The organism is Phyllobacterium pellucidum (assembly GCF_013327855.1).
In the GTDB taxonomy this organism is placed as follows: Bacteria; Pseudomonadota; Alphaproteobacteria; order Rhizobiales; family Rhizobiaceae; genus Phyllobacterium; species Phyllobacterium pellucidum.
In genome coordinates, this window is record NZ_JABUMX010000001.1 from 148,452 (window position 1) to 174,847 (window position 26,396).

Consider the following 26,396-nt stretch of genomic DNA (forward strand, 5'->3'; position numbering starts at 1 on the left):
GTTGGGCGGGCACAAGCCGCTCCCCTTGTGGAGGTTCGAAGGAAGGCAGGAGAGATGGAGCTAAACGTGGCCGGACGTGCTGCCGATATAACCCTGCAGCAGGTGCTGTGGGAGGATGGACAGCGCGTCGTATTCAGGGGTTCTCGCAACCAACCGGATGGCGCAAATCGTCCAGTTATCGTCGTGACGCCTGCTCGCGAGGAACCGTCCGCTGCAAGTCTCGACCGCCTCACCAACGAGTTCGACCTGAGGAACCATCTTGACGCTCCCTGGGCGGTCAGGCCGCTTGAACTTATACGAGAAAATGGTCGCACCATGCTTGTTCTCGCCGATCCAGGCGCGGAACCACTTCACCGTGTCGTCAGCGGCCCGATGGACCTCCAGAGGTTTCTTCGACTCGCCATTGCCATGACGCAATCTGTCGCGGCGCTTCATGCTACCGGGTTAATTCACAAGGACCTTAATCCGGCGAACTTCCTAATCGACCAAGCATCGGACGAGACCTGGTTAACCGGGTTCGGGATCGCAGCGCGGACGTCCCGCGAACGCAATGTCAACCTACCGCCGGAAGCCATCGTCGGCACCCTTCCTTATATTGCACCCGAACAGACAGGCCGGATGAACCGGTCGATCGACTCGCGGAGCGACCTCTACTCCCTCGGCGTAACATTCTACGAAATGCTGACCGCGTCCCTTCCGTTCACTGCATCCGACCCCGTCGAATGGGTCCATTGCCATATAGCACGAAGGCCGACGCCGCCGCACGAACGCCTCGGTGCGGTTCCGGAGGCCGTTTCAAGGTTGGTCATGAAGCTTCTCGCGAAGACTGCCGAGGAACGGTACCAGACCGCGACGGGCGTCGAGCATGATCTTCGACTTTGCCTTTCCGAATTGCAGGCGCATGGGCGCATTGGTATCTTCCCTCTTGCCCGCCACGATGTTCCGGACCGTTTGGTAGTTCCCGAGAAGCTGTACGGCCGGGCCCGCGAGATGACCACCCTGCTGGGGGCTTTCAATCGCGTAGTCGATACCGGCGTGACGGAACTGGCGCTTGTCTCGGGATACTCCGGCATCGGCAAATCGTCCGCGGTGAACGAGCTTCACAAATTGGCGGTGCCGTCCAGATCGATATTCGTCACCGGCAAATTCGACCAGTTCATGCGCGACATACCTTATGCGACGCTCGCACAGGCTTTTCGGAGTCCAATTCGGCAGATACTGGGCAAGAGCGAGACGGAGCTTCAGGAATGGCGAGATTTGCTCCTTGATGCTCTGGGGGCGAACGGCTCGCTCATCGTCGAGCTCATTCCGGAATTGCGGCTCGTTGTTGGAGCCCAGCCGCCATTGGCGGAACTGGGTCCGGCGGACGCTCGGCGGAGGTTTCAAAACGTGCTCCGGCGTTTTATCGGCGCGTTTGCAAGACCGGGGCATCCTCTGGTGATGTTCCTCGACGATCTTCAATGGATCGACGCCGCCTCGCTCGATCTCGTAGAAGATCTAATCCTCCGGTCCGAGATACGGCATCTGCTTTTGATCGGCACCTTCAGAGACAACGAAGTCGACACCTCTCACCCCCTGGCGCGTAAGCTCGGATCGATCCGGGATAAGGGCTCCGTGGTAACCGAAATCGAGCTTCAGCCGCTTTCGCCCGAAGACCTGGGCCAGCTAGTTTCCGACACTCTGCACTGCGACATTCAACGCGCCCACTCTCTCGCGCGATTGGTTCACGAGAAGACGGCAGGAAACCCCTTCTTCTCCATTCAGTTTCTGCAGGCCCTCGCGGACGAGCACCTCCTGAGTTTCGATCATGTCAACTTGGGATGGTCGTGGAACATCGAACGCATCCACGCGAAAGGATACAGCGACAACGTCGTCGACCTGATGGTCTTGAAGCTCAATCGTCTGGGAGACGCCTGCCTCGCGGCGCTGCGCCAGCTTGCCTGTGTGGGTGCGAGTGCGGATATCTCGCTGCTGGCGACGATCTGCGAGATCACTCAGGGGAAACTGCAAGAGAACCTGCGCGAGGCGGTTGAGACCGGGCTAATCCTCCGGCTGGGAAACTCCTACGCCTTCCAGCATGACCGGGTCCAGGAGGCCGTATATTCCTTGATCCCTGAAGATGAGCAGGCCTCCGCTCATCTCCGCATCGGACGGGTGCTTCTGGCGGTGACCCCGCGCGAAAGGCTCGAAGAACGGGTCTTCGACATCGTAGCTCAATTCAACGGAAACATCGATTCGCTAGGATCGACGGACGAGCGTGATCAGATAGCAGAACTCAATCTGATCGCAGGAAGGCGCGCTAAGAATGCCGCCGCCTATCCGTCGGCATTGAAGTACTTCTCGGCGGGGCGAGCACTGCTGGTCCAGGATTGCTGGACACGACGCTACCGCCTCGCCTTCGAACTGGAGCTTCATATCGCCGAGTGCGAATACCTCACCGGTGAGCTGGCGTCGGCGGAGAAACGGCTATCTGCGCTGTCGCAGAGAGCGGCAGGGCTTGCCGACCAAGCCGCCGTCACCTGCCAGACAGTCGACCTCTATACGATCCTCGTCAGGCCCGAGAGGGCGGTGGAGGTCGGCCTCGAATTTCTCCGGAATATCGGACAAGTCTGGCCCCAGGTCCCGACTGACGAGGACGTTCGCGGTGAATTCGCGTTGATCTGGCAGGAGCTCGGGGGCAGAGAGATCGAGGAGCTGATAAGCCTCCCCTTGATGACGGACGATGCTACTCGGGCGACGCTCGACGTACTCACCAGACTTGTCCCTACGGCGGTGAACGTGGATCCAAAGCTCCATCGTCTGATGATCGCGCGGATGGTGGTGCTGAGCCTCGAGCAGGGCAATAGTGGCGCGTCATGCTGCGGCTACGTCTGGCTGGGTCTCGTTCTCACCTCTTATTTCGGCGACTACGCTACGGCGCTACGGTTCGGGCAGCTCAGTCTCGCCCTGTTGGAGGAGCTGGGAGCGAGCGAATTCGGCGCCCGCGTCTTTCTAAACTTCGGCACCCGTATCAGCCCGTGGTCGCAGCACGTCCGCTTTGGTCGGCCCTTCATCCGGCAGGCTTTCGACGAGGCCCTGAAGATCGGCGACCTCGCTTTCGCCGGATATTGCTGCAATCACTCGGTCATCTATTCGCTTTTCTGCGGCGACACGTTGCAGGAGGCTGAAACGGTCGCTGTCGAAGGAGTGGATTTTGCAAGCAAGTCCGAGTTCGGCGCGGTCGTGGAGAGCCTTAGGGGGCAACGATCTCTCGTTCGGTCGCTTAGGGGTTTGGAGTCCGACTACACGGACGCCAACGGCACGCTGTTCGATCAAAAGACTTTCGAGGAGCGCCTCGACGCTGATCGTAGCCTAGTCCTAGCCGCATGCCGCTACTGGATACGGAAGGTTCAGCTCTGCGTTCTGAACGAAGACTTTTCAATGGCGCTGGAATCCGCCGCGAAAGCAAAGTCCCTGCTCTGGACCACGTCGGCCTTCATCGAGCAGGCCGACTACCATTTCTACTCCGCCATCGCACATCTTGGAGCGATCGAGGCGGACGTGACGTCCGAGCGGAAGACGACCCATCTCGAGGAGCTCGCGGTACACAGAAAGCAGCTTGCGGTCTGGAGCGAAAACTGCCCGCAGAATTTTGAGAACCGACTTGCGCTTGTCGACGCAGGGCTCGCGCACCTCGATGGACGTCACCTCGATTCTGAGCGTTTCTACGAGCTGTCGATCCAGTCGTCACGCGACAACGGATTTATTCAGAACGAGGCGCTGGCTCTTGAACGTGCCTCCAAGTTCTATCTTGCCCGCGGCTTCGAAGACATCGCCGACTTGTATCTGCTAAAAGCTCGCGAAGGCTATCTGCGGTGGGGCGCCGAGGGGAAGGTTCGACGCCTCGAGGCACGCCATTCGAAGCTCGGCATTGCCAGCCCTCTCGGCACCAAGATCAACTCTCCTCCCGGCAGACAACTGGATATCGCAGCGATCGTCGGCGCTTCTCAGGCTCTTTCAAGCGAGATCCTCCTGCCGCGGCTGATCGAGCGCCTGATGACGATCGCGTTACAGAACGCCGGCGCGGATCGGGGTCTGCTGATCCTGGCGGAGGATACTGACTACCGTATAGAGGTGGAGGCGCGAACCGATGGGGACGACATCGTCCTGCACTACGCGAACGCGAAGACTGCAGCTCCTGAAACCCTCGTTCGCTATGTCATGAGAACGCAGGAGAGCGTGATCCTCGACGATGCCAGGGAGCACCACCTCTTCACGGGAGACTCCTACTTCAATTTTCGGACCCCCCGCTCCGCCCTAGCCCTTCCGCTCGTCCGACAGGGGCTTCTCAGCGGAATCCTCTACCTCGAGAACACGCTGGCGTCGCATGTGTTCACGTCGGATCGGGCCGTGGTCCTGGAACTTCTCGCCTCGCAGGCGGCCATCTCCCTCGAGAACACCCGGCTCTATAGCGATCTGCAAGAACGGGAAGCACGGGTACGACGACTGTTCAACGCAAACGTCATCGGGATTTTCACCTGGGACATCGATGGACGCATCACGGACGCTAACGAAGCCTTTCTCGAGATCGTCGGATATTCGGTCGAGGATTTCCATTCCGGCAAGGTGCGCTGGAAAACGCTGATGCCGAGGGATTGGAACCACGATGACGACCGCATCCTAGAAGACATGATGGAGACCGGGGTCGCCACGCCGTTCGAAGGGGAATACGTCCGTAAGGATGGCACGCTTGTTCCTGTCCTGGTCGGAGCGGCAGTTTTCGAAGGGCAGCGGACGGAGGGCGTCGCGTTTATCGTAGACCTCACGGACCGAAAGCGCGCAGAGCAAGTCGCCCGCGAAAGCGAGCGCCAGTTTCATGAAATCCAGTTGCAGTTGGCGCACGCCAACCGTGTGGCCACAATGGGTCATCTCGCCGCCTCGATCGCCCATGAACTGAATCAGCCCTTGTCAGGTGTGGTCGTAAGCGCCGAAACCGCAATGCTTTGGTTGTCCGAGCAGCCCCCGCGCATATCCGAAGCGCAGAAGGCGCTCATCCGCGTCGTGAGCGATGGTCGTCGTGCAGGCGACGTCTTCGATCGGATCCGGTCTCTTATCAAGAACGCTCCGCCGCAGATGACCGGTCTGGATATCAACGAAGTCGTATTGGACATTATCGGCCTGGCGCGCGGGGCCGCTTTGAAGAGCGGCGTGCAGATTGAAAGTCATCTGGCGCAGAACCTGCCACTGGTGGTGGGCGACCGTGTTCAGTTGCAGCAGGTGGTGCTGAACCTCATCATGAACGCTATCGACGCGATTAAAGATGCGGAGGTCGAGCGGACCGAAATAACTGTCACCACTGCCCTCAGTTCGCCGGGCAAAGTCCATGTTGCCGTTCGGGATTCCGGACCTGGCGTCGATAAGGCGAGTTTGGAACGAATCTTCGCTCCCTTCTACACGACCAAGACCGAAGGGCTGGGAATGGGACTCTCAATCTGCCGCTCGATCATCGAAGGACACGGTGGAAAGCTGTGGGTGACCGAGGCGCTCCCACAGGGTGCCATCTTCCAGTTCACGGTTTCCGCCGGTGCGCGAGGGCACGCGACGCGCGGTCACGTCGAGGGAGAGCCGGAGATTTCCGCCGAGCCACGGAGTTAGCCCTGACGCAGCTCGTTCTCAAACGTGCCACGAATGACGACTCCGTCTGCCGGGATCGAAAACGCGAACGTCGCTCCGTGGGCTTGGTTCGGCTCCGCCCATAGACGTCCGTTGTGGCTCTCGACGATTGCGCGGCTGACAGAAAGTCCAACCCCCATTCCATTCGCCTTGGTCGTGAAAAACGGGCTGAACAGCTTCTCGGAAATCCCCCGATCGAAACCTACTCCGGCATCCTTGACTGCCAGGCGTACGTGACTGGGCCCTTCCCGCATTGTGGAGATTTCAAGATCCTTCGAACGACCGACAACCCCGTTCATCGCCTCCGTGCTGTTTTTGATGAAGTTGAAGATGACCTGCTGCAACTGGATGCGGTCGCCTCTAACCGCCGGTAGATCTGCCGAGAGATGCATTCGCAGGCTGACGCCATTCTTGCGCAGGTCGCCGTGCGCAAACCCGATGACTTCTTGAGCGATGGCATTGAGGTCCACCAACTCCACCACGGGATCCTTTTTGCTGTACATCGCCCGAAGCCGCTCGGTAACGTCCGAAGCGCGGTTTGCATCTCTGAGCGTCCGCCTGACGGTCTCCTTCGCGCCGTGGATGTTCGGCGGTTCGGTGCTCAACATCTCCATACCCGCGCTGGCGTTGGTCACGATCCCGAAAAGTGGCTGGGCGAGTTCGTGGGCTATGGCGGCCGTGAGCTGCCCCATGCCCATCACGCGGGTCATGTGGGAGAGCTCCGCCTGCGCCTCGCGCAGCTCGTCCTGTGCGAGTTTCCAGTCGTGTATGTCGACGTTGATCCCGAACCATTTCACGTCGCCGGCCGCATCGACGAGTGGGCTGCCACGGCACAGGAACCATCGGTACTCGCCGTCGAAACGGCGCAATCTCGCCTCGACTTCTCCTGCCTCGACGCGTTCCGCCATGATCCGCCACGCCTCCATCATGTCAGGGAGATCCTCGGGATGGACCGCCGTCGCCCATCCCCAGTTCCGAGCGTCGTCCATTGACAGGCCGAGGTATGTCCGGAAATGACGATTGGCGAATTCACCTCCTCCGTCGGAGAGGGCTGACCAGACCATGCCGGGTATCGTGTCGATAATAAGCTGCAGCCTGTTCTCGCTGGCGGCCATGTCTTCCTGCGCCGTTTTACGATCATGGATGTCGATGAGACTGCCGTACCACATCAGAATCGTGCCGTTTTCGTCGCGCATCGGCAACGCCCTTACGTCGGCCCATCGATAGTCGTTGCTGGCGGGAGGCCTATATAGAACCTCTACCTGATAAGGCTCACCAGTGGCGATCGAGCGGAGCCACGTTCCAATTGTCGCCTCAACTTGATCGGGATGAAGGCCATCGGCCCACCAGGTTCCTTCCGTAAGATCTTTCGTTTCCACCCCCATGAATGTCAGACCCTTTTTGTTAAGATATCCGATGACTCCGTCAGGGGTGGCGCTCCATAGCGCCTGCGGGATGGTTTCGGTAAGCTGCCGCAGATGGAACTCGTTAGCCATTAAGGCGTCCGCCGCTCGCTTTCTGTCCTCGATATCGATGTTCAGTCCGTACCAGCGAACCAACGCACCAGAACTGTCGAGCAATGGGTTCGTACGGAAAAGGAACCAGCGGTATTCGCCATCGAAGCGACGCATCCGAGCCTCTGCCTCGCCTCCCCGCAGCTCGGACAACATCTGCCGGAATTCCGCAGCCAGTCCATCGATGTCATCAGGATGCACCGTCGCCCTCCAACCGACGCCGCGAAGCTGATCGGCGCTCATGCCGACGTAGCTCAGAAATTGACCGTTGAAGTATTCGGCAGAACCGTCCGGAGCTGACGACCAGGCGAGGCCCGGAAGGGAATCCACCACTTCCTCAAGATCGGCTTTGTATAAGGATTGCGAGGTGACGCCCTGGTCCTTCCGTGCGTGCTGCAGACCGATCGAGGCCTGTAGAAGCGCGTGGGAAAGTACTCGACTTTCGTCGTCCGTCGGGAATTCCTGCCGTCGGCATCCGACAACCAGCGTCCGGGAAACGTGCCCCTCGATCAAGGTTGCATGGAGGAAGATCGTCGTGCCGGCAATGATCGTAGTTTTCGGAAGCATGCCCGTCTGGGGAATATGCAGACGACCGATGCCCGCCTCCAGGGCGTCCGCAGATAACTCCGGTGAACTGCGCATCAATTCGAAGGATTGGTCGCGAACTCCTTCGTTGCGAAGAACGCCGACGAGATCGACGCTTAACCCGCTTAGAAGTGTGTCGAGCAAGGTCTCAAGAACCAGGATCTCGTAGCTTACCATCTCCGATGAAGTCCCCCACGCGATATCCTGCGCAGCCGCGCGCTCGTTCGTTAAAAGTACATTCCGAACGGCCGTAAATCCATAGCGTGCTTAAGTTGGCGACGCGGACCGTAAAGCACCCACAGGTAGTCGTCGCCGAGCCCTTCGTTCTCGACGAGTAGACACGCTTAATGACGGGCGATACCAAAGTCCACTTATGCCGGTGAGTGGGCGGGACTAGCCTCTGGTCGTCGCCTCCGCCTCCCAGTAGGCGACACGCTGCAAAACAGCGAACGCTCCTGCGCCCTCCCCTCCGCCGGAGCGCGCGGATCAAGCAATGATCCGCCTCGGGCCGTCTCCTTCCGCCAGGGGACGGCCCCTTCCAGAACCTGGAGACGCCGGCGTGCAATGGTCTCCCCAAAATTTATCGTGAGATGGTCGTCAGGCGGGAATCTGCCGCTTAAGTCGAAAGCCAATTTAAGGAGTCTCCAATGAACAAGCCCCGCCCCAAAGGTATTGCCCGCTATGACCACCCCGCGGGTGGCTGGGACGCACTGAAAGCGGTTGCCAAGACGCTCGCCCACCAGCAGATCGTCGCGCAGGGCAGCAGAACCCTGCTGAAGGCAAACCAGCCTGAGGGCTTCGACTGTCCGGGATGCGCGTGGCCTGACCCCAAGCATACCTCGTCGTTCGAGTTCTGCGAGAACGGTGCCAAGGCGATCACGTGGGAAACCACTGCGAAGAGAACCGATGCAAGCTTCTTTGCGCAACACACTGTGTCAGAACTCTGGACTTGGACGGATCACCAGCTTGAGGATGCCGGGCGCCTGACGCTCCCCCTACGATACGACCCGGCCAGCGATCGCTTTGAACCGATCGACTGGAACGCTGCTTTCGAGTTGATCGCGAGTGGACTGAACAAGCTCGGATCTCCCGACCAGGCAGAATTCTACACGTCCGGACGGGCGTCGAATGAAGCTGCGTTTCTCTATCAGCTTTTCGTGCGCGCCTACGGCACCAACAACTTCCCCGACTGCTCGAACATGTGTCATGAAGCCACCAGTGTCGGCCTTCCCAAGTCCATTGGTGTCGGCAAGGGCACCGTGACGCTTGAAGACTTCGATCATGCCGACGCGATCTTCAGTTTCGGGCACAATCCGGGCACCAACCACCCGCGAATGATGACGACCCTGCACGATGCGGCCCGCCGCAACGTTCCAATCATCGTCTTCAATCCTTTGAAGGAGCGAGCGCTGGAGCGGTTCGCTGCGCCTCAAGATCCGATCGAGATGGTCACGATGTCCTCGACGCCAATCGCCTCGGCTTATCATCAGATCCGTGTCGGCGGGGATCTGGCCGCCCTCAAGGGTCTGATGAAGGCAGTGTTGGAACTGGATACGGCGAGCCTTGCCGGAGGCGGCGACGGAGTACTCGACCGGCATTTCATCGACGAGCACACGTCGGGATTCGACGGGCTTCGCGCCGATGTCGAAGCGACCAGTTGGGACGAAATCGTCGCGGTATCCGGCTTGACGAAGGAGGCTATCCGGAGCGCTGCTGGCATCTACGCGAACGCCGAAAGGGTGATCCTGTGCTATGGGATGGGCATCACGCAGCATGCACGGGGGACCCACAACGTGCAGCAGATCGCAAACCTGCTGATGCTACGAGGAAACATCGGCCGCCAGGGCGCAGGCATCGCGCCGATCCGTGGCCACTCGAACGTTCAGGGCGACCGGACGGTTGGCATAACCGAGGTTCCGAACAAGACGCTTCTCGACGGTATGGAACGCGTCTTCGGCTTTCGGCCGCGGAGCGAAAAAGGCCACAATGCGATCGAGGCGGTGGAAGCCGCCATCGACGGCCGGGCGAAGGCGCTGATCTGCCTGGGCGGCAATCTCGCCGTGGCCATGTCCGATCCCCAGGCCACATTCGCAGGCATGCGCAAGCTCGATCTGTCTGTCCATATAGCGACGAAGCTCAACCGTTCCCACCTGCTTACGGCGAAGACAACGCTCGTTTTGCCGTGTCTGGCACGGACCGATCTCGACACGCAGGCATCCGGTCCACAGTCGGTCACCGTCGAAGATTCAATGTCCATGGTGCACGCGTCTCGAGGATTTCTGAATCCACCGGGCGAACTTCTTCGATCCGAGCCGGCGATCATTGCACGGATCGCCAGAGCCACTCTGGGCGACCGACATGACATCGACTGGGAGGGCATGATCGCCAACTACGACCGAATCCGCGACAAGATCGAGGAGGTCTTCCCCGACTTTTCCGACTTTAACAAACGCGTGCGCAAACCCGGCGGGTTCAGGCTGGACGTCGCCGCGTCATTTCGTCGGTGGAACACGCCGGACGGCAAGGCGAACTTCCTTGTGTCTCCAGGTCTGTCGGAGGACTCGCCCCGCGGAATTCAGGATGCGCTGATGCTGACCACGATCCGAAGCCACGACCAATACAATACGACCGTCTATGGACTGGACGATCGATACCGGGGAGTTTTCGGTCGGCGCGACGTCGTCTTTATGAATTCCGAGGATCTCGCGGGCCGGGGGCTGAAGGACGGAGACCGCATCGACATCAAAGGATTAATTGGGGGAGACGACCAGCATCTGGTCAGACGGTTCACAGCAGTCGCCTATGACATTCCTCGAGGCTCGATAGCGGGCTACTATCCGGAGATGAACGCGGTCATGTCCCTGCATCACTACGATCGACTGTCGGGAACACCCTCCTATAAGGGCGTCCCCGTGCGAGTCGCGGCCACGTCGGCTTGAAGATTGACTCAGCTCGCAACATCCGGGCGTTCAGGTCGGCGGTAGAAGGCGACGTAGGTTGTCGCGGTCAGTCATCCCGTTTTGAAACCACCACAGAAGGTGTCGGGCGGCATCCTCGGCCTCCGTACCCTGCCTCTCGCATCGTCGAATGGCGCAATGGTCCTGGAGCAAGCCGCGTATCATGACCACGTCTCTAGGCCACAGCGGCGTCCCGCAACTGTTGTAGTTCCGATACATGGGTTTCCGCCCTCTGTACACGATTAGACTTGGTCCGGACGGCTGCATCCAGCCGATATGGGAGAACAATTCCCCGCCGACCCGCGGGCAGTGCCTGACTGGACTTTGCCGGCACCCAGACGCGGACTGAAGCTGTGGCCCGTTTGATGTTGACCTGGACTGCGACAAGACCCGCCATCGCGAGAAGGATCACGACGCCGGGAAATATCGAGGCGGACTCTTCGGGGTAGCTCATCGTCTTCTTCTCCTGAAAACTGCCGGCCGAACGCCATGGTCAGGAGATCAGTACGTCGACCGACGAAAATGGTGCCTGTTGGACACAGGCATCGTCGACACCTTCGTATGCCCGACACCTTCGTCCACTAGCGGGGCGACCCCACGTGTCCGAAACTCCGCAGGCGAGCGCCCACGACCACAGGGTCGTGGGCTGCGTTCACCGCCATATCGGAGAAGCACTTATGAGCGATTACGAGACAGGAAACCTCACACGCCGTTCTTTCGGCGGGTTTGCAATCGGCCTGACGGCAGCGGGTCTCCTTTCGGGACGAGCCGCGAATGCCGCCCAAAATAAGAAGTTTGCGCTACCATCCGGGCAAGAACTGGTTGCCGACCGACAGATCGACGCCGGGGACCTTAGTATCGGATACGCCGAGCTCGGCCCTACGAACGGCCCCCCAGTCGTTCTTTTTCACGGCTGGCCCTACGACATCAACGCGTTCGCGGAGGTTGCGCCGCTGCTTGCTGACCAGGGTCACAGGGTGATCGTTCCGCATCTGCGTGGGTATGGAAGCACGAAGTTCCTGTCGGAAAACACCATGCGTAACGGCCAGCAGTCGGCGCTTGCCGTGGACGCGATCAAGCTGATGGATGCTTTGAGGATCGACAACGCGACCGTGGCCGGGTTCGACTGGGGTGCGCGGACGGCCGACATCGTGGCCGCGCTCTGGCCGGAACGATGCAAGGGTCTGGTTTCCGTCAGCGGGTACCTGATCGGCAACCAGATGGCCGGCAAGGCGCCGCTGCCGCCGTCCGCCGAGCTCCAATGGTGGTATCAATTCTACTTCGCGACGGATCGCGGCCTGGAAGGCTATGGAAAATATACTGACGACTTTGCCAAACTGATCTGGCAGCTCGCCTCCCCAAAGTGGAAGTTCGACGACGCCACGTTCGAACGAAGCGCCAGGGCATTCGCCAATTCGGACCACGTCGCAATCGTTGTCCACAATTACCGCTGGCGGCTGGGTCTCACCGATGGCGAGAAACGGTTCGACGAGTTCGAAACGAAGCTCGCGGCCGGACCTGAAATTCACATCCCTTCGATCACGATGGAGGGCGACGCCAACGGCGCGCCTCACCCGGATTCGAAGACCTACGCGGGTAAATTCAAGGCTAAATACGAGCACCGGCTCGTCACCGGCGGGATCGGCCACAATCTCCCGCAGGAGGCCCCGGAAGCGTTCGCCAAGGCGGTCGCTGAAGTCGGTTCCTGGACGTAAGGGAAATCGATGCGTCGAAACTGCGGGATGACTATCGAATATTTCGATGTTTCCTATCATAAAAAGACGGCTAGCGCGGAGCTCCCCGTCCGTGTGATGAAGCCGCGATTACGTCGGCGCGTCCGCATTGACGCTGGCGACCGCGAGGTCACATGGAAAGGATCCACCTTTGGAAATCGGTATCGACAGCTTCGCCATGCTTCTGCCCGACTCTGAGACGGGAATGCTCCAGTCCGCCGTCGACCGCATGGAGGCCGTACTGGCCGAGGTCGAACTTGCGGATCAGGTCGGACTGGACGTCTTCGGCATGGGCGAGCACCACCGCGAAAACGCGCTCGACTCCGCACCGGCGGTTATCCTCGCCGCGGCGGCGGCACGCACGAAGACGATCAGGTTAACAAGCGCCGTCGCCGTCCTGAGCGCCGCCGATCCCGTACGGGTCTTTCAAGAGTTCGCTACTCTGGATCTGATTTCGCGCGGCCGCACGGAGATCGTGGTGGGGCGCGGGTCGTCAGTTGACGCATACCCGCTCTTCGGGTTCGATCTGCGCGATTACGATGCTCTCTTCTTGGAGAAGCTGGAACTGCTGCTCAAGATCAGAGAGGAGCCCAAGATCAAATGGCAAGGCCGTTTCCGTCCTCCGCTCAATGGCGAAGGCGTCTTCCCTCGCCCGCACCAGAGCACTCTTCCAGTGTGGCTCGGCGTCGGCGGCACTCCCGAATCCTTCATCCGCGCCGGCACACTTGGCCTGCCGTTGATGGTCGCCATCATCGGTGGGAGCTTCGAGCGTTTCAGGCCGTTGGTCGAGCTCTATCGTCGGGCGTGGGACGCCGCCGGGCATCCGCCCGAAGGCAAGAGGGTCGGCGTGCACGCGCTCGGCTTCGTAGGAGACACCGACGAAGCCGCCAGGAATGCGTTCTTTCCCGGCTGGTTTCAGATGTTTACGGATGCAGGAAAGGAACGAGGCTGGGCGCCGCCGACGCGAGCGCAGTTTGAACAGATGTGCGGTCCGCAGGGCGCGTTCGCGGTCGGCAGCCCGGCAACCGTCGCCGCCAAGGTCCTGCATGCAGACAGGGCTTTGGGCGGAGTTTCTCGCTTCACGTTCCAAATGAGCACCGCGGCACTCGAGACGGAGGCGATGCGCGGTTCGATCGAGCTGCTTGGCACGGATGTCGCTCCGCTCGTTCGCGGACGCGATCTGGATTAAGGTCCTCAGGGCGCCGGAAATCCTCGGCGCCCCGGAACTCCTATCCAAAGATCAGTCTTTGATAATCGGCCAGCATCTTCGGATCCTCGACGGACCCGTGATGATGGAGCTGTCGCCAGGCGCCCTCCTTTCGGATGAACCAGCGTGTAGTCCGAAAGGCGACGTCTAGCGTCTCGCCCACCGTCCGGCATATCCCGCGTTCACGGCCGACGAAGAGATGCCAGTTGTCTCCGCCCTGGCTCGTGAAATCATGGAAGGTCACGTGGACCTCCGCCCGTCCCTCGAAAAGCTTAGCGTAGCCTTCGGCGATTTGATCCCAACCTCGGCGAATGCCACCGATGGGATTGTCCATGCTGGGGGTCGTGTCGTTGAACCAGACCGCTTCCAGCCCCTGCAGATCCGCGGCGTTAAAAGCCCGATAGAATTCGATCAACACATCGATCGGGCTACCGTCTCCTCGTTTCGTTTCGTCGCCGTTGATTTCCATGAGATGCCAGTTCATCGGGGTCTTCCTCTCTACCTACTACAGCAACGTCAGGAGCTGGGCTCCCGCGGTCGACGAGGCCGGGTTCTGTCCCGTGATCAGGCGGCCGTCGATAATTGAAAAACTTGCCCAGTCCTCGGACTTAACTGGCTTCCAAGCGCCTTGAGATCGCCGTCGACGAGGAACGGAACTTCCTCTTCCAAGTTGGCGAACCCTGTGACCCGCTTGCCCCTGACCATGGGATATCCCTGGTAGGTCATGTGATGGAAGACAGCAGGTCCATGGCACACGGCGGCCACAGGCTTGCCCGCACCGTAGAAGTACTCGATCAGCGTGATCGATTTGCACTCCTCGACCAGATCCCACATCGGGCCGTGGCCGCCAGAATTAAACACGGTATCGAAGTCCTTCGCATCGACGTTGGCGGGACGCACCGTGTTGGCAAGCACCGACTGGGCGTCCTTGTCCACCTTGAAGCGGGTCATCGAGGGCGTCTGGTCTTCGGGCTCGTCGCTTTTCGGGTCGATCGGCGGTTGTCCGCCGCGCGAGGTGACGGTTATCGCCACCCCGCCGTCCTTAAAGGCGTAGTACAGTGCCACGAATTCCTCCAGCCAGAAGCGGTTCTTTCTTCCCGTGTTTCCGAGACGATCATGCAAGGTCAGCACTGTCAGGATCCTACTCATCGCTCTCTCCGTTGATTGCGGGCGCGGAGCCCTGTTGCGGTCGGACATGAGCCGCGGGTATTCCTCCATCGACAGAAACAGGATGCTTAAAGAAGTCTCGGGGTTCCATTGTACGATGGTGTCACAATCGGGTTTCCGCCGCCCGGAATAAGCCGGCCGCCCGATACCATCGTCCAATGGAAATCGAAATTGTAAGATGCGACGTCTTTTTTTGGCCGGCGACGCGCGGGATCGCCGATGCCGTGGACCGTCGAACATGCTATGTTCCGGCTGACGAGGGGGAAAGACTTTGCATTTGTTGGTGGGAAATCAAACGCAAGGGATGACGACGAGGATGACTGACGCAGTAGCTTCATCAATCGACGCGGTCGCACCACCTATCGTCTTCGTCGTAGACGACGACCTGTCCGTCCGTGAGTCTCTCGAGATGCTGATTACGGCCGCGGGCTGGCAGCCAGCACTGTTTAGTTCCGCGCGGTCGTTTCTGGAGGCCGCTCAGACGGCGGCCCCGAGCTGCCTACTGCTCGACGTGAACATGCCGGATCTGAATGGTCTCGACCTGCAGGGCATGGTTGCTCAGAGCGGAAACAAGATGCCGATCATCTTCATCTCGGGATACAAAGACGTTCCAGCAACCGTCCAGGCGTTGAAGGCCGGCGCCATGGATTTCCTTACAAAGCCTATCGACTCGGCGGAACTGCTCGGCGCCGTTCGATCCGCGTTAGCGCGCAGCGAGGCGCTTAAGCACGAGAACGCGGCGCTCTCCCAGCTGCAGCAGCTATACGACGCGCTGACACCTAGGGAACGCGAGATCATGGTTCGCATTATCAAAGGGCTTTTGAACAAGCAGATCGCCTATGAACTGGGGATTAGTGAGATCACGGTGAAGGCGCATCGCGGCCGGCTCATGAAGAAGACGGGCGCCCGTTCGCTGCCTGAACTCATGGCAATGGCCGCCCGCTTGAACATGGACGACGGCGTCGGCCACTGACGTCCTAAGGGTGCCGGGCGACCTTCACGACCTTCGTAGAGCTTCGCTCGCCCGGAAACATCTGGATCATGACGACGTAAACCCCAGCCCCCACCACCAGTGCGATGCTGGCGATGGCGAGCGCGAGATTGAATCCTGCGTCGACGTCCGCCACCCGAGCCATGATCGCTCCGACGGCAGGCGGCCCCACGATCTGCCCTATCGCGAAGACGGCCGTCAAAAGTCCCATGTACCGCGCGTGATGCGTCGATCGTATCCTTCTGACCTCGTTCATCGCGAAGAAGCTGATGGCGGTGAAAGGCAAGCCGACAAGAATGCTGCTGAACGCAAGACCCGGGGCGCCGTGCCAGACCACCGACAGCGCCACCCCGACCGCCTGCAGAAGATAGGCGACGACGAGATGGAGCCTGACGTCGGCGGTGTGCCGCACGCGCGCGGCGAGCAATGATCCGGCGACTGCGGCAAGTCCGAAAAGCGGCCAGAAGACGGTGAGAAGCGGCGAGCCGGGGATGGTATTCTTCGCGATGACCGGAAGATAGGTCGCCGTGATGATGTAGCCAAACCCGGCCAGCCCGTAGGCGATCGCAAAGAGTGGCATTTCCGATTTTGGCACCCTGCCAGACGCCCGCGTTGAGGTCCCGACCGAGTAGGCGTCGGACGGGCTCGAATTATTCCCAAAGGTTTTCCAGATAATGGCGCTGATGATTGCAGAGAGGGCGGAAAACACAAGCCAGGCCGTGCTGCCCGATAGCCCGAGCAAGGTCATTCCACTTGCGGCCAACCCGGACGCTGCGATGCCCGCCCCCGGACCGGTGAATATGGCGCTTCCGATCGAGCTACCAGTTCCCGAAAGCTGGGCAAGACACCATCCGGAGGTGAAGACGAATCCGACTGCGGAAGCCACGCCCGCGAGAAACCGAAGAGCAACCCAGGCATCGGCGTAGGGCGCAGACATCAAAGCGGTAAGCAGGACCGTGGCCACCAGTGTCAGGCGGATGACGAAGGTATGATCCCACCTCCTGGGCACTGCCATCGCCGCCAACGCGCCGACCAGATAGCCCACGTAGTTTGCGGTGGCGAGGCCTCCGGCTCGCGAGAGGTCCAAGACGCCGTCGTGCAGCATCATCGGCAGGATCGGAGTAAAGGCGAACCGTCCGACGCCCATGGCGATGGCGAGAGACGCCGATCCAGCGAGGACGACCACATATGGACTAGGGCTGTGTTTCGACATGACGCTGTCCTTCGTTCGATTTGAGACATGTCCCACGATCAAGAGATGCTCGCGCCACCCTCAGGTAGGATGGCCCACGTTTGTGTGAACCGTCACTCTGCGGCAGATTGTTTGCCGCGATCCGGAAGGATCGACGGAATGCCGTCAGGTCGGACTGCGGCGTGCGATGACGTCGAATGCGGACTGGTAGAGCGCGCGGGTCAATTCCTCAGCCCCGACTCTCAAAGCAAGACTGGCCGATTGACCGGACCAAAGGTTCGTAAAATCGTTTCGCATCTCCGCCTCGGCCATCGCTCTGATGGGAACGAGAGCTCCTCCGGCAGTCGGAAATGCCGGCACGGTATCCGAGATTGGACCCAGATCGCGCATTAGACGGTTTACAACGCCTCTCGCTGGACGGCCGGTAAAAACATTCGTTATCGCGGTGCTGTCGTCTCGGACGGAAGCCAGCGCCTCAGCGTGAACTGCGGGAATCCTCGCCTCGGGGCAGAATAAGTATGCGGTCCCGACCTGGACGGCGGAAGCGCCTAGCATTAGGGCGGCGGCGACACCTCTCCCGTCGGCGATGCCGCCGGCAGCGATTACTGGCACCCGCACCGCGTCGACCACCTGGGGCAGGAGCGCCATGATTCCAACCTGGGTCGTCATGTCCTGGCTCAAAAAGTTCCCACGATGTCCGCCGGCTTCGAAACCCATGGCAATGACTGCGTCGACGCCATTTTTTTCGAGCCAGACGGCCTCGGCCACGGTCGTCGCGGATGATATAATCTTCGCACCTGTCGCCTTCACACGCTGGACTAGTGACTTTTCGGGCAGCCCAAAATGAAAGCTCACGACCTCCGGTTTCAACTCCTCGACAACCTTGCAGAACGAACTGTCGAATGGTGCGCGGCCCGCCGCGGCGATCGGCGCGGCAGGGTCAAGTCCTGCGTCTACGAAGTAGGGCGCGAGCAGAGCTCGCCATCGCATCTGCGCCGCCAGATCTTCGGCGGGAGAAACGTGTGAGAAGAAATTCACGTTCACAGGTGCGTGGCTAGCGCCGCGAATCTCATGGAGTGCCTGGCGCAACCCCTCGACGTTTAACAGAGCGCTCGGGAGGGAACCCAGACCGCCGGCCTTGGCCGCGGCGACGACCATTTCGACCGTCGAAGCGCCGGCCATCGGCGCCTGGATGATGGGAAGCTCGATTCCAAAAAGGTTGAGAATTCGGCGATCCGGCCAGCGGGTCATGTGGACTCCTTGTCATGCGTCACGTTGCAACGCTGATACCCCCGGCCACCAGCCACGTCTATTGGACCTTGGTGTGCTGAACAACGACCCAATCCGAAGGTATCGGGAACACCTTCGTACAATATCGGGTCCCGATTTTCGGCGCGATGGTTGTAGCGGAGCGGACGACGGCGACTGCCGGGCAGCTCCCGGCCGATGGCTGGATCAACGTATCACACGAGGAACAAAGCGACCGACCGCCACCTGGCGGCCGAAGGAATCCGCGTCGCCAGAACGGAGGTAGGCATGAGCGTGCATAAGACTGTTATCATCACCGGCGCGTCGCAAGGGATCGGCGCCGGACTCGTCAAGACGTTCTTGGACAAGGGTTGGAATGTCGTCGGAACCTCTCGGAATATCAGCGAGAGCACGCTATTCGACCGAGAAGGCCGGCTGGAGATGATCAGCGGCGACGTCGCAGATCCCGAAACGGCCGAGCGGGTGGCGACAGCGGCGGTGGAGCAATTCGGTTCGATCGATGCGCTCGTTAACAATGCCGGGGTCTTCTTCACCAAGCCGTTCCTCGAATACACAATTGAAGACTTCCGACGCCTGTGCGCGACGAACGTCGAAGGGTTCATCCATTTCACGAAACACACCATCGGTCAGATGCTACGTCAGAAGTCTGGCGGGAGTATCGTGACGATCACGTCGTCCCTGACGGACCATCCGATCGCCGGCGTGACAGCGTCGCTGCCTATGATCACCAAGGGCGGACTCAACGCGATCACGAAGAGCCTCGCGCTGGAGTTCGCCAAGAACAACATCCGTGTGAATGCGCTTTCGCCAGGCGTCGTCGACACCCCCCTCCACGCGAAAAACCCGCGAACATTCCTCGAATCCTTGTCGCCGATGGGCACTATCACGGCCGTACAGGAAATTGTCGACGGCGTCGTCTATCTTACGGAATCCTCCAATATCACAGGCGAGGTGCTGCACGTCGACAACGGCGCACATCTAGGAAAATGGTAGTCGCGAGCGCTGAGGCGCGCATCAAGGAACTAGCCATAGGCCTCCCGAAGGCGCCCACGCCATTCGGCGCGTACGTCGAAGCGTTCCAAAGCGGATCGCTGCTTTTCCTAAGCGGCATGCTGCCGGTCGCCGGACATGTGCCACTCTATACGGGCATCGTCGGGCGCGAGCTGTCCGTCTCGGAAGGCTACGACGCGGCGCGAGCGGCCTGCCTTAGTGGTCTAGCCGCCGCGCGGTCGCAGCTAGGAACGCTGGACAGAATCCAATCGGTCGCCAAGTTGGGCGTCTATATCGCCTGCCCTGCCGATTTTCGTGAACACCCCAAAGTTGCTGACGGAGCGTCAGAGGTGTTGCTTGACGTGTTCGGCTCCGCCCGGCTCCCTCCCCGTGTCGTCCTCGGCGTTTCCAGCATACCGCTTGGAATGCCTGTCGAGATCGAACTGGTTTTCGAGATCGGGCCAGCGTTCGTCTCACAAACTTAAGAAAGGAGCCAGCCATGAAGGTCAGACAACCAACACTTACAAGCGCCATCGCGATGTCGTCGAAAACCCTTACCGCCGCGGCGCTGCTGCTGCTTCCGACGCTTGCCCTTTCCGGTCAGACGAAGGTCGCCGAGAAGGTGGATCGTACGGCAGAGGCCAAGGCCGACGCAGTTCAGGAACATGTGCAGATCAAGGTAGACAAGCGGACGCCCGCCTATTGGCGCGTCACCTTCGACAACCCGCCCTTCAACATCTTCGGACCGGAGACGATCCCCCAGATGGAGAAAGTTGTGGCCGCAATCGAGAGCGATTCTAATCTTAGAGTTGTCGTCTTCGAAAGCGATGTACCGGGGTTCTTCCTCACCCACTACAATTTTACGCCGCCTCTCGCCGAATCCACTGGCCTCCCCTCTGGCCCGACCGGCTTGCACCCGCTGCCCGACATGCTGGTCCGTATCAGCAAGTCACCAGTCGTCTCTATCGCGCTCATCCGCGGCCGCGCGACGGGGGTCGGAAGCGAGCTTGCTCTCGCCTGCGACATGCGCTTCGCGAGCCGTCAGAAGGCAATTCTTTCTCAGTGGGAGGTCGGCGCGGGGCTCGTCCCCGGGGGCGGCCCGATGGCAAGACTACCGCGGCTGATGGGGCGCGGTCGAGCGCTTGAAGTCCTTCTCGGGTCCGATGACATCAACGGTGAACTCGCTGAGGAGTACGGCTACGTCAACCGATCCTTCGACGATGACAAGCTCGATCCGTTCGTCGAGGCCCTGGCGACGCGGATCTCTGGCTTCGACCGACAGGCGATTGCAGACACCAAGCGTCTGGTCGATTTCGCGAGCCTTCCGAGCGATCCCGAGATCGCCGCTGGCTGGGACGCCTTCATAACTTCTGTCCAACGGCCGGCGGCGCAGAAGAAAGTCGGACGCCTGATGGAAATGGGCCTGCAGAAGGACCCGGACGTCGAAGCCCGGCTCGGACACTACACGCAAACTCTGGCCGACGAGTAGGCCGAGGCGGTGCCCGCGCCAGGACTCGGCAGGTCGCACGGGCATCCGACATCCTTCAACGCACTCAACGACAAAGGAGAAGTCTCATGCACAGTCTTGAAAACCAGATCGTCGATTCCAGCTTTTCGGCCATCATCAACGCCCCGATCGAGAAGATCGATATTCCGACATGGTGCTTTAACCTACCCGAAAAGGAATACCAGGGATGCTCGCCCGCCCACATCGCAGCGGGCTTCACGACGGCGGACGACGGCACGCGGATGTCGATTAACGTCGAGACGATCGGCGGCAGTCTGATGGTCCAGCATTACCATGAGACACTCGGCGAAAAGCATCATCTCATCCTCGACTCCGATTCGGACGTCTTCACGCCGAACGGCCGGGTCACCATCCACGTCACATGGGAACTGAGCGTGAAGAAGCTCGATGCGAACCGCTGCGAATTCACCAACCGCGTTCAATCCTACGCGACGGACGAAATGATGGCCTTCCTTGATCGCCAAGGCATCCCGTTCGAACTGTTCCGTACACAGCGACAGCCGATGTCCATCGCCCATAACAAGGGTGAGACGCCGCTGTTCGCGGCGAGCATCGAGCGCGCGGCCCTGAGGAACTCCGCGACGAAGGCGGCCTGAACCGGCGAAGGAGAACATCATGACTGAACTATCCTTCGATAGGAGCAATACCGGACTCCTGGTGGTCGATCCGTACAACGACTTCATTTCCGAGGGTGGCAAAATCTGGCCGCGGATCAAGGCGGTCGCCGAGGCGAACAACTGCGTACCGCACATGCTCGAAGTGCTTACTGCCGCCCGCGAAGCCAAGCTCCGCGTGTTTTTCGCGATGCACCATCGCTATCGGGCCGGAGACTACGAGAACTGGAAGTACGTGGCGCCGATTCAGCGTGCGGCCTGGCACCGCAAGAGCTTCGAGTTCGGCACTTGGGGCGGGGAGTTTAGAGCCGAGTTCGCGCCCGTGGCTGGCGAGGTCGTCGCATCCGAGCACTGGTGCTCAAGCGGCTTCGCCAATACCGATCTCGATCTCGAGCTGAAGCGGCATGGCATCCAGCGTGTCATCGTGATCGGATTGGTGGCCCATACATGCATCGAAGCCACCGTCCGGTACGCTGCCGAGCTCGGATACGACGTCACCGTTGTGAATGACGCGGTCGCCGACTACTCGTCGGAAATGATGCATGCGGCGCTGGAAGTCAATCTCCCCAGCTATGCCAGTGCCATCGTCGATACGAAGGAGACCGTGGCTGCGATCGCCCTCACACAGGCTGTGTGAATCTGCCATCTTATGGGTCACTTGCATCCGGCGGGCCCAAAGCTCGCCGGATGTAGCTCAATTTGAAAAGTAATACTATTTGCATGCCGAGGGTTGGCATGCCTCGCGTGGACGCCTATTTGAGGTCGAAAGCCAAGGCCAACGGTTCGCGTCGAGCCTCCCATATGAATGATGGACGGAACCGACTCCTAGTTTCGAAAGGATCCATGATGACACTCTCAGGCGACCTCCTTATCGGCGGCGCGAACGTCCGCGGGTCGGCCGCGACATTCGCCGCCGTCAATCCCGCCAACGGCAGCCCCATGCAACCGAGTTTCGCGGGCGCGACCAGGGAGCAGATTGACCAAGCCGCGTCTTTGGCTTGGGACGCCTTCCCGGTCTACAAGGAAACTTCGCTCGAGGATCGAGCCCGCTTTCTGGAAGCCATTGCGGAAGGAATTCTGGCCCTTGGCGACGAACTAGTCCTGCGAGCGATCGAGGAGACTGGGCTGCCGCGCGGCCGCATCGAAGGAGAGCGTGCCCGAACGGTAGGACAGCTCAGGCTCTTCGCTAAGGAAGTCCGCGACGGAGCTTTCCAGGAACTGCGTTTCGATCCCGCAGACGCCGACCGCAAGCCGGTGGCGAAGCCCGATCTTCGGCTCCGCAACATCGCTCTCGGACCAGTCGCGGTGTTTGGGGCATCGAACTTCCCCCTAGCGTTTTCTGTCGCTGGTGGCGACACTGCCTCGGCCCTCGCCGCCGGCTGTCCGGTGATCGTCAAGGCGCACTCCGCCCATCCAGGAACCTCCGCACTCGTTGGCAAGGCCGTCGTCGGGGCCGTCGCGATATCCGGCCTTCCAAGGGGCACTTTTGCGCTCTTGTTCGACGTAGGTTTCGAAGTCGGCCAGACGCTGGTCGCCGACCATCGTATCCGCGCCGTCGGCTTCACCGGCTCGCGCCGTGGCGGGACCGCGCTCATGAAGATCGCATCGGAGCGGAAGCAGCCAATACCCGTCTACGCTGAAATGAGCAGCATCAACCCCGTCATCCTCTATCCAAACGCACTGCTGGGGCGGGGCGCGGAGATCGGGAAATCGTTTGCGGCCTCGCTAACCCTCGGGGCCGGTCAATTCTGCACGAATCCTGGACTGATCATCGCCATCGAGGGTGCTGGCCTCGACGCCTTCATCGAGAGCGCGGCCGCAACGTTAGCGGAAGCGCCGGCTCAGAACATGCTGACGGGCGGCATCTGCGAGGCGTATCGAAAAGGCGTGGCAAGGCTGTTGGCCGCATCATCGGTCTCGCTGATCTCTTCGGGGAAGAATGGAACGGCACATCAGGCCTCTGCCGCGCTTTTCCAGACGACGGCTGCTGCCTTTCTCGCCAATCCAGAGCTCCAGGAAGAAGTCTTCGGCGCGGCGGGGCTGATCGTTCGCTGCCACGACGACAGCGAATTGCGTAGGGTCGTCGAATCTTTAGAAGGTCAGTTGACCATCGCGCTACACGTTGATGCCGAGGACGTCGCCGCCGCCTCGCAGATGATCCCGCAGTTGGAGCTTCTCGCCGGCCGGCTCCTCGTCAACGGCTTCGGCACGGGCGTCGAGGTCTCGCCGGCGATGGTCCATGGCGGACCTTATCCGGCGACGTCGGACGGAAGATCGACCTCGGTAGGCACATTGGCGATCTATCGTTTCCTGCGCCCGGTCTCCTACCAGGACTTTCCGGTCGGCCTGCTTCCAACCCCACTCAAGGATGTTCAGGCCGCCGCTCGCGTGCAGAAATAGAACTGCAGCGGGGGCCTCACGCCCCCGCTCCGCGTCTACAAGGGTTAGACCTCGGAAGCCTTCGCAGCCATCGTGGCCTTCGCCCACCAGACCAGCTCGTCAAGCGCAGTCTTCGCCGATGGCAGGAGGTTGGCTTCGATCTCTTCGATAGGCTTGTTGCCGCCCATCGAGAAGACGGTGAAGAAATCGCTGCCGCCGATATGAACGGCCGCATGCGTGGAAACCATCTGCAGCTCGACGCCAATTCCGCGCAGATGCTCAAGTGCGCGCGACCCACCCGCGCTGCCATAGGCGATCGCGGTGAATGGCTTGCGCGCCCATTCCACGTATGACTGGTCGAGAGCGTTCTTCAGTACGCCGGTGATCGAGCGATTGTATTCCGCGACGACGAAGATGTACCCGTCGTAGCGGGCGACGGTCTGCTGCCAACGAACGGCTTCAGCACTCTGGCTGGGTGCGTAGGCGTTCGACGCCACCTCGTCGAAGAACGGCAGGGGATGGTCACGCAGATCGACGATTTCGACGTCGATGTCTTCGCGGGCCTGAGCCTGCTTCAGCATCCACTGCGCGGGCTTGTCGGCGAATCGCGTCGGCCTTGTAGAGCCGATGATAATGGCGATTTTTGGTTTCGTAGGCATGGCATTCCTCATTTTATATCGGGTTGATGATGATGACCCTCGTGGAGAGAGGATCAGGTGCTGCTCAGGGCGTCTGCATAGGCATAAAGCCCAGGAGAACCTCCCGTCATGACGAACAGGACGTTCGCTCCTGGCGCGATGACTTCGTTTTCGATATCGGACAGCAGGCCGGCAAAGGCTTTCCCTCCATAGACGGGGTCCAGAAGCAGGCCTTCAGTGCGGCCGACGAGCCTAATCGCTTCAATCATTTCGGGCGTCGGCATGCCGTAGCCGCCGCCGAGCTGCGCTCCGTCTATCGCCAGCTTCTCCGCTCGAATTCGGTCTTTCTTCCCGAGGAGGTCGAAGACCGCGTTGACCTTCTCTAGCGTCGCGGCGACGCATTTCTCCGCTGGCAAGAGAACGGTGTATGCTCTGATCCTGGACGGATTTTTCCCGTCGAGGGCATCACCCACGGCCAGACCGGCGTGCATGCCGCCGCTACCGTTCGGGATGACGACGTGGTCGAACGCGATGCCCATCTCAGTCGATTGCGCTGCGATTTCGAATGCGCAGTCGACGTAGCCCAGAGCTCCGACCGGCGTCGAACCGCCAAGCGTGCCGACGAAAGCCTTCCCTCCGGCCGCGGCGATTTCCGACGCACGGCCCGCGGCGAACGCGCCCGCATCGTCGCCCGTGCCGAGGACGTGGACGCGGGCGCCTAAGACCCGGTCCAACAAGACGTTGCCGTTGGCCTGGTAGATCTCGGTCCCGCGGGGCACCATTTGAGCCAGGACGACCTCGCATGCAAGTCCGGTTCTAGCGCAGGCGGCCGCGGCCAAACGGGCGAAGTTCGACTGAACTCCCCCTGTTACGACGAGGGTATCGCAGCCTTCCGACCGTGCCTGGCCGATCAGGAATTCGAGCTTGCGGAGCTTGTTGCCCCCGCCCCCGAGTTCCATGAGATCGTCTCTCTTCACCCAGATCGAGACGCCTCGTCGGTTCTCGCCAAGCACTTGCTCCAGACGAGCCAGCCGCTGGATCGGCGTCGCTCCGTTCATCAGGCGCACGCGCGGAAACCGGTTCAAAAGATCCCTGTCGGACATCTCTGCCTCTCATCTTGAGTGTTGGAGCACGGGTGTCAGGACGCCAGCGCCGGCGTCCGGTAGCGAGGAGCGGGAACGTTGCGCGAAAGATTGGGCATCAGTTTCTGACGGGCCGCCTCATACGCGTTCCAGTCTTCTATGTTGGGTACCGAAGGAAGCGTGATCAGTTCGCCCATGTCGAGACCGGCGAGTGCAGCATCCACCGCATCTTCGGCCTTCATGACGATCTGGTCGGGCAGGCGGTCGAGCGAGCTGCCCGACGCCTCCCAGAAAGGCGTCTCCACCGCGCCGGGAAGTACGGCCTGGATTCGGATGTTCTTTTCTGCCAGCTCTTTTTGCAGAGAGAACGTCAGAGCGATGACGAACGCCTTCGTCGCGCCGTAGACGCCGTTGAGGATTTCAGGAGCGACGCCCAATGCCGAGGCCATGTTCACGATCGTGCCGTGCTCGCGTGCGACGAAGGACGGCGCGACGGCATAGACGAGACGAGTCAGAGCCGTCACGTTGATCGCGATCATTTTTTCCATCGCTTCGACGTCGGACATGAGCAACGGTTCGACCGCGCCGACCCCGGCATTGTTGATGAGCATGGTGATCGACGGGTCGCTCCGAAGGATCCCTTCGACCTTCAGAAGGTCGTCGCGCTGGCCGAGATCCGCCCGAACGATCTTTACGTTCCGACCGGTCGAACTTGCGATGTCCTTGCTGATCCGGGCGAGCGCATCCTGGCTGCGCGCCACCAGTATCAGGTCGTAGCCGCGGCGGGCGAGCCTGTCGGCGTAGAGCGCTCCGATACCCGACGATCCTCCGGTGATCAGCGCAGTGCCTTTTGGAAAGTTTGTCATTGTGGTTCTCCTTGGTTGAGGTGATTTCGGTA

Annotated in this window: 18 protein-coding genes and 1 pseudogene; 11 read left to right on the forward strand and 8 right to left on the reverse strand. The window is 60.5% G+C overall.

All coding sequences use genetic code 11. The features are described 5' to 3' along the window. The first annotated feature begins 66 nt into the window (after nucleotides 1-66). Entirely contained in the window at nucleotides 67-5,634 is a 5,568-nt protein-coding gene (locus HQ945_RS00730) for a trifunctional serine/threonine-protein kinase/ATP-binding protein/sensor histidine kinase (RefSeq protein ID WP_343051162.1), read from the forward strand. On the opposite strand, the gene HQ945_RS00735 is transcribed toward HQ945_RS00730, so the two are convergent. Next, nucleotides 5,631-7,928, reverse strand: a complete 2,298-nt coding sequence (locus HQ945_RS00735; protein ID WP_174207545.1) for a PAS domain-containing sensor histidine kinase — start codon at nucleotides 7,926-7,928, stop codon at nucleotides 5,631-5,633. The two genes, HQ945_RS00730 and HQ945_RS00735, sit on opposite strands and share 4 nt — an antisense overlap. Nucleotides 7,929-8,398: 470 nt before the next feature. On the opposite strand from HQ945_RS00735, the gene HQ945_RS00740 reads away from it, so the two are divergent. The 3 genes from HQ945_RS00740 to HQ945_RS00750 all read left to right on the forward strand — a co-directional run bounded on the left by HQ945_RS00740 (nucleotide 8,399) and on the right by HQ945_RS00750 (nucleotide 13,630). Then, nucleotides 8,399-10,690, forward strand: coding sequence for an FdhF/YdeP family oxidoreductase (locus HQ945_RS00740; protein ID WP_174207546.1), 2,292 nt, complete (start codon nucleotides 8,399-8,401; stop codon nucleotides 10,688-10,690). Nucleotides 10,691-11,385: 695 nt separating this feature from the next. After that, complete coding sequence (locus HQ945_RS00745; RefSeq protein WP_174207547.1) at nucleotides 11,386-12,423, forward strand: alpha/beta hydrolase; 1,038 nt, start codon at nucleotides 11,386-11,388, stop codon at nucleotides 12,421-12,423. Between the two features lie 169 nt (nucleotides 12,424-12,592). Continuing rightward, nucleotides 12,593-13,630 (forward strand): Atu2307/SP_0267 family LLM class monooxygenase, encoded by a 1,038-nt coding sequence (locus HQ945_RS00750; protein ID WP_153668202.1) that lies wholly within the window; start codon nucleotides 12,593-12,595, stop codon nucleotides 13,628-13,630. 40 nt (nucleotides 13,631-13,670) lie between these two features. On the opposite strand, the gene HQ945_RS00755 is transcribed toward HQ945_RS00750, so the two are convergent. Both HQ945_RS00755 and HQ945_RS00760 read right to left on the reverse strand, forming a co-directional pair. Further along, complete coding sequence (locus HQ945_RS00755; RefSeq protein ID WP_153667423.1) at nucleotides 13,671-14,132, reverse strand: YybH family protein; 462 nt, start codon at nucleotides 14,130-14,132, stop codon at nucleotides 13,671-13,673. A gap of 21 nt (nucleotides 14,133-14,153) precedes the next feature. Beyond that, nucleotides 14,154-14,797, reverse strand: a pseudogene (locus tag HQ945_RS00760) (type 1 glutamine amidotransferase domain-containing protein). A gap of 334 nt (nucleotides 14,798-15,131) precedes the next feature. On the opposite strand from HQ945_RS00760, the gene HQ945_RS00765 reads away from it, so the two are divergent. Then, nucleotides 15,132-15,788 carry a response regulator transcription factor gene (locus HQ945_RS00765; RefSeq protein WP_246272427.1) on the forward strand — a complete coding sequence of 219 codons (657 nt, stop codon included), beginning with the start codon at nucleotides 15,132-15,134 and terminating at the stop codon, nucleotides 15,786-15,788. 4 nt (nucleotides 15,789-15,792) lie between these two features. Here HQ945_RS00765 and HQ945_RS00770 read toward each other — a convergent pair whose 3' ends face one another. Next, nucleotides 15,793-17,019: a YbfB/YjiJ family MFS transporter gene (locus HQ945_RS00770; RefSeq protein ID WP_174207549.1), complete on the reverse strand. Its 1,227-nt coding sequence runs from the start codon at nucleotides 17,017-17,019 to the stop codon at nucleotides 15,793-15,795. Nucleotides 17,020-17,163: 144 nt separating this feature from the next. Beyond that, nucleotides 17,164-18,249, reverse strand: coding sequence for an NAD(P)H-dependent flavin oxidoreductase (locus HQ945_RS00775; protein ID WP_174207550.1), 1,086 nt, complete (start codon nucleotides 18,247-18,249; stop codon nucleotides 17,164-17,166). 285 nt (nucleotides 18,250-18,534) lie between these two features. Here HQ945_RS00775 and HQ945_RS00780 point away from each other — a divergent pair, with 285 nt between their 5' ends. The 6 genes from HQ945_RS00780 (at nucleotide 18,535) to HQ945_RS00805 (ending at nucleotide 23,799) form a co-directional block, all read left to right on the forward strand. Continuing rightward, the gene (locus HQ945_RS00780; RefSeq protein ID WP_153667419.1) at nucleotides 18,535-19,260 is read left to right on the forward strand and encodes an SDR family NAD(P)-dependent oxidoreductase; all 726 of its coding nucleotides are present in this window, start codon (nucleotides 18,535-18,537) and stop codon (nucleotides 19,258-19,260) included. After that, nucleotides 19,254-19,742, forward strand: coding sequence for a RidA family protein (locus HQ945_RS00785; RefSeq protein ID WP_174207551.1), 489 nt, complete (start codon nucleotides 19,254-19,256; stop codon nucleotides 19,740-19,742). Before HQ945_RS00780 ends, HQ945_RS00785 begins: the two co-directional genes overlap by 7 nt. A gap of 14 nt (nucleotides 19,743-19,756) precedes the next feature. Then, a complete protein-coding gene (locus tag HQ945_RS00790) occupies nucleotides 19,757-20,746 on the forward strand; it encodes an enoyl-CoA hydratase/isomerase family protein (RefSeq protein ID WP_174207552.1) in 990 nt (329 codons plus the stop codon). Between the two features lie 86 nt (nucleotides 20,747-20,832). After that, on the forward strand, nucleotides 20,833-21,381 hold the full coding sequence (locus HQ945_RS00795) for a hypothetical protein (protein ID WP_153667417.1): 549 nt from the start codon (nucleotides 20,833-20,835) through the stop codon (nucleotides 21,379-21,381). A 19-nt stretch (nucleotides 21,382-21,400) separates the two neighbouring features. Next, entirely contained in the window at nucleotides 21,401-22,036 is a 636-nt protein-coding gene (locus HQ945_RS00800; RefSeq protein WP_174207553.1) for a cysteine hydrolase family protein, read from the forward strand. 209 nt (nucleotides 22,037-22,245) lie between these two features. Beyond that, a complete protein-coding gene (locus HQ945_RS00805; protein ID WP_174207858.1) occupies nucleotides 22,246-23,799 on the forward strand; it encodes an aldehyde dehydrogenase (NADP(+)) in 1,554 nt (517 codons plus the stop codon). 44 nt (nucleotides 23,800-23,843) lie between these two features. Here HQ945_RS00805 and HQ945_RS00810 read toward each other — a convergent pair whose 3' ends face one another. The 3 genes from HQ945_RS00810 to HQ945_RS00820 are packed head-to-tail and all read right to left on the reverse strand — an operon-like array spanning nucleotide 23,844 to nucleotide 26,364. Further along, nucleotides 23,844-24,437, reverse strand: a complete 594-nt coding sequence (locus tag HQ945_RS00810; protein ID WP_174207554.1) for an NADPH-dependent FMN reductase — start codon at nucleotides 24,435-24,437, stop codon at nucleotides 23,844-23,846. Nucleotides 24,438-24,490: 53 nt separating this feature from the next. Then, the gene (locus tag HQ945_RS00815) at nucleotides 24,491-25,519 is read right to left on the reverse strand and encodes a D-cysteine desulfhydrase family protein (RefSeq protein WP_174207555.1); all 1,029 of its coding nucleotides are present in this window, start codon (nucleotides 25,517-25,519) and stop codon (nucleotides 24,491-24,493) included. 35 nt (nucleotides 25,520-25,554) lie between these two features. Beyond that, nucleotides 25,555-26,364, reverse strand: a complete 810-nt coding sequence (locus tag HQ945_RS00820) for an SDR family NAD(P)-dependent oxidoreductase (RefSeq protein ID WP_153667413.1) — start codon at nucleotides 26,362-26,364, stop codon at nucleotides 25,555-25,557. Nucleotides 26,365-26,396: the final 32 nt, after the last annotated feature.

Excerpts from the sequence above, each read along its gene's own strand:
- HQ945_RS00770 (WP_174207549.1), bottom strand. The coding sequence starts at position 17,019 with ATGTCGAAACACAGCCCTAGTCCATATGTGGTCGTCCTCGCTGGATCG.
- HQ945_RS00745 (WP_174207547.1), top strand. The coding sequence starts at position 11,386 with ATGAGCGATTACGAGACAGGAAACCTCACACGCCGTTCTTTCGGCGGG.
- HQ945_RS00765 (WP_246272427.1), top strand. The coding sequence starts at position 15,132 with ATGACTGACGCAGTAGCTTCATCAATCGACGCGGTCGCACCACCTATC.
- HQ945_RS00780 (WP_153667419.1), top strand. The coding sequence starts at position 18,535 with ATGAGCGTGCATAAGACTGTTATCATCACCGGCGCGTCGCAAGGGATC.
- HQ945_RS00775 (WP_174207550.1), bottom strand. The coding sequence starts at position 18,249 with ATGACCCGCTGGCCGGATCGCCGAATTCTCAACCTTTTTGGAATCGAG.
- HQ945_RS00790 (WP_174207552.1), top strand. The coding sequence starts at position 19,757 with ATGAAGGTCAGACAACCAACACTTACAAGCGCCATCGCGATGTCGTCG.
- HQ945_RS00815 (WP_174207555.1), bottom strand. The coding sequence starts at position 25,519 with ATGTCCGACAGGGATCTTTTGAACCGGTTTCCGCGCGTGCGCCTGATG.
- HQ945_RS00755 (WP_153667423.1), bottom strand. The coding sequence starts at position 14,132 with ATGAACTGGCATCTCATGGAAATCAACGGCGACGAAACGAAACGAGGA.
- HQ945_RS00740 (WP_174207546.1), top strand. The coding sequence starts at position 8,399 with ATGAACAAGCCCCGCCCCAAAGGTATTGCCCGCTATGACCACCCCGCG.
- HQ945_RS00810 (WP_174207554.1), bottom strand. The coding sequence starts at position 24,437 with ATGCCTACGAAACCAAAAATCGCCATTATCATCGGCTCTACAAGGCCG.
- HQ945_RS00735 (WP_174207545.1), bottom strand. The coding sequence starts at position 7,928 with ATGGTAAGCTACGAGATCCTGGTTCTTGAGACCTTGCTCGACACACTT.
- HQ945_RS00820 (WP_153667413.1), bottom strand. The coding sequence starts at position 26,364 with ATGACAAACTTTCCAAAAGGCACTGCGCTGATCACCGGAGGATCGTCG.
- HQ945_RS00795 (WP_153667417.1), top strand. The coding sequence starts at position 20,833 with ATGCACAGTCTTGAAAACCAGATCGTCGATTCCAGCTTTTCGGCCATC.
- HQ945_RS00800 (WP_174207553.1), top strand. The coding sequence starts at position 21,401 with ATGACTGAACTATCCTTCGATAGGAGCAATACCGGACTCCTGGTGGTC.
- HQ945_RS00785 (WP_174207551.1), top strand. The coding sequence starts at position 19,254 with ATGGTAGTCGCGAGCGCTGAGGCGCGCATCAAGGAACTAGCCATAGGC.
- HQ945_RS00805 (WP_174207858.1), top strand. The coding sequence starts at position 22,246 with ATGACACTCTCAGGCGACCTCCTTATCGGCGGCGCGAACGTCCGCGGG.